Annotated in this window: 23 protein-coding genes, 1 tRNA gene and 1 pseudogene; 1 reads left to right on the forward strand and 24 read right to left on the reverse strand. The window is 67.7% G+C overall.

What is annotated here, in order from left to right:
• The 22 genes from BLU62_RS19735 to BLU62_RS19835 form a co-directional block, all read right to left on the reverse strand.
• Positions 1-315: a hypothetical protein gene (locus BLU62_RS19735; protein WP_074851593.1), complete on the reverse strand. Its 315-nt coding sequence runs from the start codon at positions 313-315 to the stop codon at positions 1-3.
• The gene (locus tag BLU62_RS19740) at positions 315-890 is read right to left on the reverse strand and encodes a hypothetical protein (protein ID WP_074851594.1); all 576 of its coding nucleotides are present in this window, start codon (positions 888-890) and stop codon (positions 315-317) included. Before BLU62_RS19740 ends, BLU62_RS19735 begins: the two co-directional genes overlap by 1 nt.
• Positions 887-1081 carry a hypothetical protein gene (locus BLU62_RS19745; protein ID WP_074851595.1) on the reverse strand — a complete coding sequence of 65 codons (195 nt, stop codon included), beginning with the start codon at positions 1079-1081 and terminating at the stop codon, positions 887-889. The genes BLU62_RS19740 and BLU62_RS19745 overlap by 4 nt, the downstream gene beginning before the upstream one ends.
• Positions 1078-1737, reverse strand: coding sequence for a hypothetical protein (locus tag BLU62_RS19750; RefSeq protein ID WP_074851597.1), 660 nt, complete (start codon positions 1735-1737; stop codon positions 1078-1080). Before BLU62_RS19750 ends, BLU62_RS19745 begins: the two co-directional genes overlap by 4 nt.
• On the reverse strand, positions 1734-2042 hold the full coding sequence (locus BLU62_RS19755) for a YegP family protein (protein WP_074851599.1): 309 nt from the start codon (positions 2040-2042) through the stop codon (positions 1734-1736). The genes BLU62_RS19750 and BLU62_RS19755 overlap by 4 nt, the downstream gene beginning before the upstream one ends.
• A complete protein-coding gene (locus BLU62_RS19760) occupies positions 2039-3100 on the reverse strand; it encodes a recombinase RecT (RefSeq protein WP_074851601.1) in 1062 nt (353 codons plus the stop codon). Before BLU62_RS19760 ends, BLU62_RS19755 begins: the two co-directional genes overlap by 4 nt.
• Positions 3097-4026 (reverse strand): YqaJ viral recombinase family protein, encoded by a 930-nt coding sequence (locus tag BLU62_RS19765; protein ID WP_074851603.1) that lies wholly within the window; start codon positions 4024-4026, stop codon positions 3097-3099. Before BLU62_RS19765 ends, BLU62_RS19760 begins: the two co-directional genes overlap by 4 nt.
• Positions 4023-4331, reverse strand: a complete 309-nt coding sequence (locus BLU62_RS19770; RefSeq protein WP_074851606.1) for a hypothetical protein — start codon at positions 4329-4331, stop codon at positions 4023-4025. The genes BLU62_RS19765 and BLU62_RS19770 overlap by 4 nt, the downstream gene beginning before the upstream one ends.
• A complete protein-coding gene (locus BLU62_RS19775) occupies positions 4331-4921 on the reverse strand; it encodes a 3'-5' exonuclease family protein (RefSeq protein ID WP_074851608.1) in 591 nt (196 codons plus the stop codon). Before BLU62_RS19775 ends, BLU62_RS19770 begins: the two co-directional genes overlap by 1 nt.
• Entirely contained in the window at positions 4918-5271 is a 354-nt protein-coding gene (locus BLU62_RS19780) for a hypothetical protein (RefSeq protein ID WP_074851610.1), read from the reverse strand. The genes BLU62_RS19775 and BLU62_RS19780 overlap by 4 nt, the downstream gene beginning before the upstream one ends.
• Positions 5271-5627 carry a hypothetical protein gene (locus tag BLU62_RS19785; protein WP_074851612.1) on the reverse strand — a complete coding sequence of 119 codons (357 nt, stop codon included), beginning with the start codon at positions 5625-5627 and terminating at the stop codon, positions 5271-5273. The genes BLU62_RS19780 and BLU62_RS19785 overlap by 1 nt, the downstream gene beginning before the upstream one ends.
• An 8-nt stretch (positions 5628-5635) precedes the next feature.
• Positions 5636-5950: a hypothetical protein gene (locus BLU62_RS19790; RefSeq protein ID WP_074851614.1), complete on the reverse strand. Its 315-nt coding sequence runs from the start codon at positions 5948-5950 to the stop codon at positions 5636-5638.
• The gene (locus BLU62_RS19795; protein WP_074851615.1) at positions 5947-6141 is read right to left on the reverse strand and encodes a hypothetical protein; all 195 of its coding nucleotides are present in this window, start codon (positions 6139-6141) and stop codon (positions 5947-5949) included. Before BLU62_RS19795 ends, BLU62_RS19790 begins: the two co-directional genes overlap by 4 nt.
• The gene (locus tag BLU62_RS19800; RefSeq protein WP_074851619.1) at positions 6138-6473 is read right to left on the reverse strand and encodes a hypothetical protein; all 336 of its coding nucleotides are present in this window, start codon (positions 6471-6473) and stop codon (positions 6138-6140) included. Before BLU62_RS19800 ends, BLU62_RS19795 begins: the two co-directional genes overlap by 4 nt.
• Entirely contained in the window at positions 6470-6892 is a 423-nt protein-coding gene (locus tag BLU62_RS19805) for a hypothetical protein (RefSeq protein WP_074851621.1), read from the reverse strand. The genes BLU62_RS19800 and BLU62_RS19805 overlap by 4 nt, the downstream gene beginning before the upstream one ends.
• On the reverse strand, positions 6889-7257 hold the full coding sequence (locus tag BLU62_RS19810; protein ID WP_074851623.1) for a hypothetical protein: 369 nt from the start codon (positions 7255-7257) through the stop codon (positions 6889-6891). Before BLU62_RS19810 ends, BLU62_RS19805 begins: the two co-directional genes overlap by 4 nt.
• Complete coding sequence (locus BLU62_RS19815; RefSeq protein WP_139180057.1) at positions 7254-7589, reverse strand: hypothetical protein; 336 nt, start codon at positions 7587-7589, stop codon at positions 7254-7256. Before BLU62_RS19815 ends, BLU62_RS19810 begins: the two co-directional genes overlap by 4 nt.
• Positions 7586-7888 carry a hypothetical protein gene (locus BLU62_RS19820; RefSeq protein WP_074851627.1) on the reverse strand — a complete coding sequence of 101 codons (303 nt, stop codon included), beginning with the start codon at positions 7886-7888 and terminating at the stop codon, positions 7586-7588. The genes BLU62_RS19815 and BLU62_RS19820 overlap by 4 nt, the downstream gene beginning before the upstream one ends.
• Complete coding sequence (locus tag BLU62_RS19825) at positions 7885-8199, reverse strand: hypothetical protein (protein ID WP_074851629.1); 315 nt, start codon at positions 8197-8199, stop codon at positions 7885-7887. The genes BLU62_RS19820 and BLU62_RS19825 overlap by 4 nt, the downstream gene beginning before the upstream one ends.
• Positions 8196-8378, reverse strand: a complete 183-nt coding sequence (locus BLU62_RS19830; RefSeq protein ID WP_074851631.1) for a hypothetical protein — start codon at positions 8376-8378, stop codon at positions 8196-8198. The genes BLU62_RS19825 and BLU62_RS19830 overlap by 4 nt, the downstream gene beginning before the upstream one ends.
• Positions 8375-8539, reverse strand: coding sequence for a hypothetical protein (locus tag BLU62_RS32940; protein ID WP_159441569.1), 165 nt, complete (start codon positions 8537-8539; stop codon positions 8375-8377). The genes BLU62_RS19830 and BLU62_RS32940 overlap by 4 nt, the downstream gene beginning before the upstream one ends.
• A 115-nt stretch (positions 8540-8654) precedes the next feature.
• Positions 8655-8849 carry a MerR family transcriptional regulator gene (locus BLU62_RS19835; protein ID WP_074851633.1) on the reverse strand — a complete coding sequence of 65 codons (195 nt, stop codon included), beginning with the start codon at positions 8847-8849 and terminating at the stop codon, positions 8655-8657.
• Between the two features lie 108 nt (positions 8850-8957).
• On the opposite strand from BLU62_RS19835, the pseudogene BLU62_RS34960 reads away from it, so the two are divergent.
• A pseudogene (locus BLU62_RS34960) lies at positions 8958-9137 on the forward strand (helix-turn-helix domain-containing protein); the annotation flags it as partial.
• An 87-nt stretch (positions 9138-9224) separates the two neighbouring features.
• Here the strand turns inward: BLU62_RS34960 and BLU62_RS19840 are convergent.
• Together BLU62_RS19840 and BLU62_RS19845 are read right to left on the reverse strand one after the other, a co-directional pair.
• Positions 9225-9296: transfer RNA gene (locus BLU62_RS19840), tRNA-Thr, on the reverse strand.
• 52 nt (positions 9297-9348) lie between these two features.
• Positions 9349-9735, reverse strand: a complete 387-nt coding sequence (locus BLU62_RS19845) for a RidA family protein (RefSeq protein ID WP_074851635.1) — start codon at positions 9733-9735, stop codon at positions 9349-9351.
• Between the last annotated feature and the right edge of the window lie 124 nt (positions 9736-9859).

A 9859-nucleotide genomic window follows, 5' to 3' on the forward strand; every position in this document is an offset into this window, starting at 1 on the left:
TCAGCCCTTCGTCTCGGAGGAGAAGGGAGCGACGTCAGGGTCATGCTCGACCCCCATTGGATTTGGCGGGGTCCAGCCGTCCTCGACTAGGAACCGGGCGATACTCTCGCCCCGTTGGTAGTCCGACTTACCCCAGTTCGTTTCGTCCCCCTGGACCGCGGCGGAGTGCTTACCGAGCTCGACGATGCTGTCATAGGCGGACTGCGCCGCTTCGTATCGTTTCCGGTACTCGTCGGCATTGCGGCTGCCGTCAGCCTCAAGTTGGTCCGCAGTCGCCTGCAGCCGGTTGTGGTCGGGGATCGTGAATCGCCTCATCAGTCGTCGCCGTCCTTCTTCTGGTCGGAGAACGCGGGCCGCACAACGTTGTCCCGCTCCGGCTCCGGCTCACGGGCCGGTTCGTCCTCGGTGTCGGCGTTGAGGTCCCCGGTCACGTTGCCGGCGTCGTCGAACAGGCCGCCGCTGGTGTCGACGTCGGCGTCGGGATTCTCGTCGGCGGATTCCTTCGCCTTGCGCTTCAACGCGGCGATCTCCTCCGGGGTGTTGACCCGCTGCAAGTCGTTGAGCGGCCCGAGCTCCCGGTCGTAGAACACGAAGTGCTTCATCTTGATGACGAGGTGGGACTCGTCGCCGCGGGTGACGAACCCGAAGCCGTCGAACTGCGCCTTGACGATGTAGGTTCTGATCTCCTCCTCGTAGGGCGGGTTGAAGATCGGGAAGTCACTCGCACCACCGGTCAGCTGGACCAGTGCCGAGGTGTAGGTGCGGCCGTTGATCGTGATGCCTGAGCCGAGGGGCACCTCGAACCCGTTGTTGCCGTTCGCTTTCGGGATGCCGGCGGGCGCCTGGTGGCGTTCGGTGGGGAGGCCGGTGGTCTCGTCGTAGTTCGTCACTGTCTGCCTTCTCCGGTGTTTTCTACGTAGGTGTAGGGGGCGGGTTGTGCGAGGTGGGTGAGGGCGTCGACGAGCGCGAGGACCGCGTGGGTCTGCGCGACCACCAGGTGGTAGCCCGCGGCGCTCGGATCGTTCTTCGCCTCGGTCAGGAAGTGCCGAGCGTCGTCGACGTCGGAGTGCTGGCCGGTCATGAGTAGTCCGCCGATCCGGTCAGCGGGGCGAGCGCGGACACCGAGTTGGCGATGGAGTCGTCGAGACCTTCCCGGTGTCCTTTCGCCAGGATCTTCGCCATGTCGTGCTGGTTGCCCGACGTGCCGTACTTCTCGGCGATCCGGTCCACCTCGGCCTCGTTGCCCTCGGCGTAGGCGACTGCGAGCTGCGCGATGGCCAGCTCGTATCCCCAGCCCTCCAGCTCGAAACGCTCGGTGCCGGCACGGGCGCGGAAGTTGTTCAGCCGTGCCCGAATCCATTCCGGCAGCTCGGCTTCCCGTGCGGTCCACTCTTCGCGGTGGGCGTCCAACTGCTCGCGCTCGCGGCGCTCGAAGTCCTCGGACTGGCGGCGCGACTCGGCGGCCAGGTCTTCGTCGGTCATCCGGAAGCGCCACACGCCGTCCGAGTCCATCAGCCCGGTGATGCGGGAGAACTGGACCGTCTCGAGTGCGAACTGGTCACCGGGAGCGAATATCTCGCCGATGTCGGTCTTCGATCGGATGAAGCCGGTCGAGCTCGTCGTGGAGAACTCGTAGCTGTCCCCGCGGTCGCGGCACTCCTTGACGGTGTACCACTCGAGGGCGCGCTGTCTGTCGGCCCAGAACTCGGCGGTGTGGGTGGGGGCGGCGGCGGTCACGAGATGAGTCCGCGGTCGTCGATGGTGCCGTCGACCTTGTGGACGACCAGGCGGATCGCCGAGTCGGCGAGGGTGGCGAGGAGTCGGCGGCCGGCGGTCGTTGCGTCGTCGCGGCGCTTGTAGCCGTCCGGGCCCGATCGGGCCTGCACCAGTTTCCCGTTGGGCGACATGAGTTTCCAGTGCCACTTCCCGGACTTCGTCGAGTAGATGACGAGGTCGCGGTCGGGGCGCGCCTTCTTCTTCGTCGGCACCTGGGCGGTGGCGGCGAACTGCGCAGCGTTCGGTGAGAGTTCGGTGGTGGTCATTTGGCAGGTCCTTCCGTGTCGTGCTCGGTGATGAGGCTCTCGACGGTGTCGATGAGCACCTGGTCTCCCTGATCGCGAAGCTGCTGCAGCATGTCGGCGATGTGGTCGACGTTCGCTGCGGTCAGCGGTGCGTCCGGGTCGCGGTCCGGGACGAGCTGGGCGGCGACGATGCGGCGGCCGTTCTTGTCGTCCTTCGTCAGTCCGGCGGCGACGAACAGGTCGTTGAGCCGCTTGAACTGCTCCTTCGTCGGCTCGTCCGCCGTCTCGACTTCCGCGTCCACGACCTGCGACGGTTCCGGTTCTGGGCTCGATTCGGAGGGCTGCTCGTCGGTGACGCCGAGCGCTGCGGCGAGTCCGGCGGCGCCGCGGCCGCCTTCCTTCTTCGGTGCCTCGTCGACGACCTCGGAGTCGATCACCGTGTGGTGGGCGGCGTCCTCGAACACCACCCCGGAGAACGTGTCGGGGAAGGCGTGGCGCCAGGCGGCGGCCTCGGCGCACTTGGCGAGCTGGTTGGCCGGCATCTTCTTCCACATCGAGTTCGGCTGACCGTTGCTGTTGGTCTGGACGTACTCGGAGTAGTTCGCGATCCCGACGTGCCGCTCACCGTCGCGGATGATGACGAACTTCGCGGCCTGCGGCGGGTTCTTCGTGTCGAGCCACACGTCGACCCAGTCGGTGCCGTTGTGCCAGTACGGGCCGTCCTGGTCGAGCTTGATTCCGAGGGCGTTGACGACGCGGCGGCCGCCGAGCCGGTATCCGTCGATGCCGACCTGGATGGTCCACTTCGTCTCCCACCGTTCGGGTTCCCCGCGGTAGCCGCCGGTCTTCGTCTTCCGGCCGATCATGTAGATCTGCTTCTTGAACGGGTCGAGGCCGGTGCTCTTGGCCTGGTGGAAGAACACCTGCAGGTCCCCCGGCGATGCGTCCTGGACGCCGAGCTGGGCGAGCGCGGCGACCTGCGCTTCGCTGAACTCGGATTGGCCGGGGGCGATGGCGAGGTCGGAGGTGGGCTGTGTGGCGATCGCGCCCTGCTTGGTGGCGATTTCGGTGCTGCTCATGCTGCGTTGCTCTCCTTCGTGGTGATGCTGTCGGGGTCTGTCTTGGTGATGGGGTAGAGCGAGACGGAGCCGCGCTGCCCGGGTTGGCGGCGGGCGATCTTCTGCTCGGGGCTGCCGGCGACGGCGTGCTGGGCGTTGCGCATGGCGTCGAGGACGCGGGTCTTGAGTCCGCGGTGCCGCTTGGTGATCGTCTTGAGATCGGCGTCGGCGGTGAGGAAGTCACGCGCGAGGACCGGATCGAGCACGGCGGTCGACCCGTCGATGTCCGGGTGCATCGCCTTGACCGTCTCGTACGTCGACACCGAGTCGTCCAGGTCCGGCGGCGGGGTCTGCGCGACGATCGACGGCCACATGGCGTTGATGCGCGCGAACATCGCTGCAGCGAGCCGGGGTTCGTAGTCGACGTGGTAGATCTTCGGTTTGCCGAACTGGAACCACACGACGATGTCGGCGGGCTCGGACGTCCAGCCGGTGATGTGCTGTTGGGCGATCACCTGGGCGGCGTAGTCGGCCGGTACCTCTCCGGAGCCGTCGTCGCCCCACTCTTCCTTATCGCGTGCGGTTTTCACCTCGACGACCTTGCGGGTGCGGCCGCGCGATGCGCGGAGGTCGAGGGTCGCGAGGTTCGGGAACGACAGGGCGTCGTTGGTGTAGGCGACTTCGCCGCGGGACAGCCGCCACCCGGGGTTCTTGTACAGCCAGTACTCGCGGGCGGCGAGCTCGCACGCGTGGCCGTAGTCGAAGTCGTCTTGGCGAGCCTCGGCGATCGGTTCGGGTGCGACGAGGCCCGCCATCTCGTGCCACACCGTGTACTGCGAACGGAACCGCGACACTCCGAGCAGCGCGGGGATCTTCGACGGCGACACCACTTTCCGCCACTCGTCGCTGCCCGGGGCGGGCGGGTTCTTCACCTCGAGAACGGTCACAGTGCCACCACCGAGAAGATCGCTTCGGACACCTGCGTCACGAACAGCCCGCAGTAGCAGCAGTGGAGGCCGGTTCGAGCGGCGCGCAGCATGTTCTCGAGGCTCGTGCGTTCAAGGGTCAGGTGGGTGTCACACATGCAGAGCGTGTAGGTGCCGCAACGGTGGTCCTTCGGGCCATGCATCCGTACACGCCACTCCGCGGGCCGGTCGCAGCCCCCTTCGACCTCTACCTCGCATGCCACCACAGCGTCGAAGTCCGGGAGCGCGGCGTCGATCGCCGCGGGGTTGATCGCGGGGGCGGTCATCAGTACTCCTCCTCGCGCAGGGTGGTGAGGGCGTCCCACCAGTCGCGGCACCAGCGCGCGTCACCGAGGGCGGTGTGCCGCGGGTACATCGGGTCGCCTTCGGGGGTCACCATGGGCATCACCTGGCCGGCGAGGTCGTCGGAGCGCCACGGAATGTCGGCGGGGAGGTTCTCGTATCCGTCGGCTTGGCGTTTCGCGAGGCGGTATCCGAGCGTCATCGCGCTGAGGTCGATCACGCGGTAGTGCCACGACGGCTGCAAGTCCGCCACGTCGAGGAGCCGCTCGAGCATCTTGGCGTCGAACGCGGGGTTGACGCCCACGATGTGCGTACCCGCGAGAGCGGCGTGGATGATGCTGGCGGCACCGGCCCGGGTGTAGACGTACATGTCGGTCGCGGCGCCGAACCGGGCATCGTGGTCGACGCGGAACTTCTCGTCGAGAGTGGCGGCGTGCTCGAAGTTGTGGTCGATGTGGATGTGGACGGTGTGTTCGGTGTCGTCGCTGTATCGGATGATCGCGGCGAACTCCCAGATCTCGGCGCCACGGTCGAGGCCGGTCGTCTCGGTGTCGACGAACGCGTACGTGGTCATCGGGGCACCTCCCCGGCGGCGCGGATGGCGGCAAGGCGTGTGGCGCCGGACTGTTCGGCTTCGACGACGCGGTCGAGCCAGTCGGCGCGGGCGACGTCGGCGGGGGTGGCCCACCGGTGGTTGAGTGACCGCAGCAGCGTTGACGCGGGTGCGACGTTCCACGACAGGCCACGTTCGAGGGCGGCGCCGAGCTCCAGGACGCCGGCGATCATGGTGTTCGGCTGGCCGTCGAGGATGTGGGGTGCCTTGTTGCCGTACGCGGGTGACACGATCGCGCAGGCGTCGGGGTCGTATTGGGCGAGGGTGACGACGCGTTCGACGACGTCAGCGAGGGTGCGGGGTTCGGTCATCACTCGGCCCTCCCACGCGCTTCGACCTGGCCGAGGGTGTAGGCGTCGATGTATTTGCGGGACCGGCCGCGGGGCAGCAGGTGGTTGAGGGCGTCTTCGAAACCGTCGAGGTCGCCGTCGCGCACCTGGTCGACGTACTCGGAGATGGCGGTGAACGGCAGGGCGAAGATGAGTCCCTCGACGGCGCCGAGTTCGGTTTCTACGGTGACGACCGCGTCGTGGCCGCGGCACCCGGTGTAGAGGTCGTTCACCGACGGGCGATCGACCAGAGTGGTGCGGCGATCGCTGCACAGCGGGATGGCTGGGCGGGATTCTCCCGCGGCGATGTCGACAGATGCCTGGGTGATGATCTCCACGCGGACACTCATCGTCGTGCCCGAATCCGGTTGATGCGGCGTGACTTCCGGCCCGCCTTGTTCCGCGCGCGGCGTCGTTCGGTGCGGGCGATCCGCGGGTCCGGGATAGCCTCGACGGTGCCGTCGCGGTGGGTGATCACGCGGTCGTCGGCGTACCCCTGATAGACGCCCTGCACCATGAAGTAGCCACGGCCCGGGAAGTAGGCGGGCTTCGTCATGCCGTGGAGGATCGCTTCCTCGTACGGGGTGAGGTCGCGGAAGTTGTCGCGCTCGGCGAACTGGCTGCGCTCGGCGGTGGGCTGGTCTGCGGCGGTGGTGTTCACTGGTCGTCGCCTTTCGTTTTCGGGTAGTCGATGGAGATGACGTTCGTCTCGGGGATCTCGGTCCGGGTGCCGTCGTCCTTGTGGATGACGACCCAGCGGCCGTCCCTCAGGACGTCGCCGCCGACCTGCACGGCTCTCGCCTCCTGCGTGCGGTTGTCGATGTCCTCGTAGCGGACTCGGCCGAAGGTCATCGGGGCCGTCCTTTCTGGCGGGCGCCGCGCGCGCGGCCGCGGCGGCGGAACGAATCGGCTTCGGGGCAGGACGCGAAGTGCGGGGAGAACACCGGGACGCCGGCAGCCCGCATACCGGCGGCCTGCCCGGGGGTGACGACCGTCGCGCGGGGCAGCTTCTCGCCGTCCTGCAGCGGCGCGACCGCGAGGTTCCCGTCCGAAGCGGGTTTGTGGTCGACCGGGATCGACCGGCCGTCGCGGGTGACGGCGAAGAACATCAGCTCCGAGCAGCCGCGGCACCGCTTCAACTGGCCGGGACCGGGCACGAACACCGTCGAGTTGATCGAATTCACCGGTGATCACCGCCGATCGGCGGCACATACCGCACGTAGATGCTGGGTGTTTCAGAACCGGCCTGGCGGAGCGCAGCTTCGAATCCGCGAGTGAATCCACCGGTGGCGCGACGCACCTGGTGTCGGAGCGCCGTCGGGGTGGAGTCCTCGGCGCCGGCGGCGTTGTACCGAACCCACCGACCCGGGTGCTGGCGGCAGAACGAAATGAGGTCTTCGCGGACCGCCGGTATGCCGTGCTGTTTGCTGCGAGGAAGGTCGGCGAGCTCGAATGCGGGGCGCCCGTTCGCGATCCGCAGGTGCCGGTTGCGGTCGACGTCGGGCATGACGTCGTCCGGGTGCGGGCCGCCGCGACGCTCCGCGCGCTGGGCGCGGCGCTCGTCGGTCCCCCACTGCTGGCGATCGATGTCGGCGAGGCTCACGGTGCCATCTCCGTCGCCAGGTCGTGGCGGCCGACGAGGTACACGAACTCGACGTCGTCGTCGCACCCGTACTCGAGGTGCAGCGTGGGGATTCCGTCCTGGCACGCCCGGTGGTACGCGGGGTACTCGACGACCGTCCACGACCAGCCCTCGGGGCACGGCAGAACCTCTGCCTGGGTGAGGAAGTCGGTGCGGATCCGCTGGCCGACGGGCGCGGTCGCGACCTCGATCAGCTTCTCGTAGCGGGATGCCGCCTCGTACAGGACGTGCGCGACACCCGCGTGTCCGGAATCGGCGTGCTTCCCGGCCCACTCGCGCAGCTCGTCGGGAGCGACGGCCACCTGGACCGTCAGACGCTCGCTCATGACTGACCGCCGTCGAGCTGGTCTGCGAGACCGGTGAGAACGTCCGCCACTTCCTCCATCGCAGGCGGTGGGCCGTCAATCAGCTCGCGGGCGACGGTGCGTGCGAGGTCGGAGGTGACCGCGACCGCTTCCCCGGCTCCGCGGTCCCGGGGGACATCTGTGGTTGCCGGGACGTCGACGGAGAACGCGGCGAACGCGCCGAGACCGGTCGCGCCGCGGAACTGGATCGCGGCGTCACCGGCGACACCGCGGTGCCGTGCCTCGGCGACGAAGGCTGCGAGTTCGTCGAGGGTGGCCTTCGGCCCGCGGAGAATCACGCGTGTAGCGATCATCGGTCCCAGTCCTCTCGGTTCAACCGGTCACGGGCGGTGTCGATGACGTCGAGGAGTTCACCGTGGATCGAGATGCGTTCGCCGGTGCGCTGATTGGTGATGGCGATGCGGCGGGCGGGCGTCCCGACGAGCGAAGTCTGGACGATCGCGAAGTCGACGCCCTTGCGGGCGCACGCGTCGCCGAGTTGCTCGATCGAGCGACCGATGGCCTCCCGCCGCCTTGCGATCTGCTCCGAGGTTGGGGTGTCGGCGATGTTCGACGGGATGTTGGCGCTGTCGTAGCGCGACGCCGAGGTCACTGCGCCGACCCTGACCGGGCGACGATGTAGTCCAGGGCGGTCTGCAACGCGGCGACGACGTTGTCGTCGTGGTAGCGGGTGACCGACAGCGACGCTTTCGGGTCCCGCTGGTCCGGGCCATGGACCGACAGCATGTACTCGTCGCCGTAGTCCCCCTCACGCGTCACGGGGTACCGATTGCTCGGCAGGCCGAGGACGGTGACGGCGGTGACCACCCCGCCCTCGGGGTGTGGCTGGATCGACATGATCACGCTCAGGTCGGGCTGTTGCTGGCGGATGCTGCGGATCAGTTCGACCGCGCCGGCGCTCATCGCTGGCCCCCGAACAGTTCGCTGGGCGGGATGGGCTTGAACGTCCGCTTCGTCATGTCGGCGGCAGGGTCGTAGTCGGCGTCGACGATCCGGTAGTAGGCGCCGTGCACGTCGGGGCCGAGGATCTGCTCCGGGTCGAACTCGGTGCAGTCGCCGCGGTAGTTCATCGTGTTGCTCACTGGTCGACCTCGACGATCTCGCCCTTGTGGACGGTCAGCGGGTCGAGGTCGCCACCGAATGCGGAGCGGGAGAGGTCGACCAGGATGAGGATTCCGGCGCCGACGAAGAACGCGACGACGGTGCAGAATCCGAGATGGCGGAACACGAAATCGAACAACATTGGGCTGGATTCCCTTCTGAGGGTGGAAATCCCGCCGCCCGGCCTTCCCCATCGAACACGGCCGAACGACGGGGGTCTTATGTGGAGCGGAGCGCGGATGCGCGCTCGGTGGGGCTCATGCCGATTCCGCCCGATCGGTGAGGAGTGCCTCGACGTCGGAGCGACGGAAGCGGCGGTGCCCGGTGGGAGTGCGGGTCGAAGAGATCCGACCGGCTCGTTCCCAGCGTTTTAGCGTGTCGACAGAGATTCCGATGAGGCCGGCGGCTTCACCTACGCTGAGCCTGTCATCCGCAGCATGCTTTGTTTGCATGGGTCTAAACCAAGCATGCTGCGATAGGTGATGTCAACGACGGCAGGCAATGTGAATCACAGAAATTGAGTATTGCCCCGGTTTGCCTGCGTATGCCATGCTTTGTTCATGACTGCAGACGCACACCACGGGGAACACGTCTTTCCGACGTGGACATTGGGTGACCGCATCCGCAAAACGCGGGCGGTTTCAGGGCTGGACCAGCGGGGATTCGCTGACGCACTCGGAGTAAAGCCGGGATCGCTCGCCGGCTGGGAGACTGATCGTCAGCGTCCGCGCGACGTCGTCGCGCTGGCGAAGCGGATCGAAATGATCACCCGCGTCCCGGCCGAATGGGTCCTTGGACTCCGAGACGGCCCGGACGAGGGCGATTCGAGCCCCCTGACGGGTTCGAACCGTCGACCGCTCGCTTACAAGGCGAGTGCTCTACCACTGAGCTAAGGAGGCGTGCGTGCGCGAGTATATCCACCGCGCCCGCGCCCGACCCAAACGGACCCGGTCACGCCGGGATGGCGGCCACCGCCTCGATCTCCACCAACTGGTCGTCGTAGGCCAGTACCGACACACCGAGCAGGCTGCCGGCCGGCTTGTGGTCGCCGAAGGCCTCGGTCACCGCATCCCAGGCGACCACGAGGTCGGCCTGCAGATGTTCGGCGACGAAGACCGTGACCTTCGCGACGTCGTCCAGCGACGCGCCGGCCTCGGCCAATGCCGTCTGCAGGTTCGCCATGCACTGACGGGCCTGCTCACAGACGTTGCCCGGGGCGACGGTGACGCCCTGTTCGTCGATCGGCGCGGCGCCTGCGGTGAAGACGAGACTGCCGGGAGCCACCGTCGCACTGCGGGTGTGACCGTCGCGGGGACCGTTGATCTGCACTGAGGACATGCCGCGATCCTAGAGTGCCGCAGCCGGCTCGCGGCGCCGCGTGAGATCCGCCGCGTCCGGGTGGTTCACATCGGAGTTCGATTCGGTGCCAAGATCGACAGCGGGCCAAGATCGACAGCGGGCC

This window comes from Gordonia westfalica (assembly GCF_900105725.1).
Lineage (GTDB): Bacteria > Actinomycetota > Actinomycetes > Mycobacteriales > Mycobacteriaceae > Gordonia > Gordonia westfalica.

What these genes read in the sequence shown, in the direction of transcription:
- BLU62_RS19735 (WP_074851593.1), bottom strand. Translation starts at nt 315, where the DNA reads ATGAGGCGATTCACGATCCCCGACCACAACCGGCTGCAGGCGACTGCG.
- BLU62_RS19745 (WP_074851595.1), bottom strand. Translation starts at nt 1,081, where the DNA reads ATGACCGGCCAGCACTCCGACGTCGACGACGCTCGGCACTTCCTGACC.
- BLU62_RS19755 (WP_074851599.1), bottom strand. Translation starts at nt 2,042, where the DNA reads ATGACCACCACCGAACTCTCACCGAACGCTGCGCAGTTCGCCGCCACC.
- BLU62_RS19760 (WP_074851601.1), bottom strand. Translation starts at nt 3,100, where the DNA reads ATGAGCAGCACCGAAATCGCCACCAAGCAGGGCGCGATCGCCACACAG.
- BLU62_RS19770 (WP_074851606.1), bottom strand. Translation starts at nt 4,331, where the DNA reads ATGACCGCCCCCGCGATCAACCCCGCGGCGATCGACGCCGCGCTCCCG.
- BLU62_RS19775 (WP_074851608.1), bottom strand. Translation starts at nt 4,921, where the DNA reads ATGACCACGTACGCGTTCGTCGACACCGAGACGACCGGCCTCGACCGT.
- BLU62_RS19780 (WP_074851610.1), bottom strand. Translation starts at nt 5,271, where the DNA reads ATGACCGAACCCCGCACCCTCGCTGACGTCGTCGAACGCGTCGTCACC.
- BLU62_RS19795 (WP_074851615.1), bottom strand. Translation starts at nt 6,141, where the DNA reads ATGACCTTCGGCCGAGTCCGCTACGAGGACATCGACAACCGCACGCAG.
- BLU62_RS19810 (WP_074851623.1), bottom strand. Translation starts at nt 7,257, where the DNA reads ATGAGCGAGCGTCTGACGGTCCAGGTGGCCGTCGCTCCCGACGAGCTG.
- BLU62_RS19815 (WP_139180057.1), bottom strand. Translation starts at nt 7,589, where the DNA reads ATGATCGCTACACGCGTGATTCTCCGCGGGCCGAAGGCCACCCTCGAC.
- BLU62_RS19825 (WP_074851629.1), bottom strand. Translation starts at nt 8,199, where the DNA reads ATGAGCGCCGGCGCGGTCGAACTGATCCGCAGCATCCGCCAGCAACAG.
- BLU62_RS32940 (WP_159441569.1), bottom strand. Translation starts at nt 8,539, where the DNA reads ATGTTGTTCGATTTCGTGTTCCGCCATCTCGGATTCTGCACCGTCGTC.
- BLU62_RS19835 (WP_074851633.1), bottom strand. Translation starts at nt 8,849, where the DNA reads ATGCAAACAAAGCATGCTGCGGATGACAGGCTCAGCGTAGGTGAAGCC.
- BLU62_RS19845 (WP_074851635.1), bottom strand. Translation starts at nt 9,735, where the DNA reads ATGTCCTCAGTGCAGATCAACGGTCCCCGCGACGGTCACACCCGCAGT.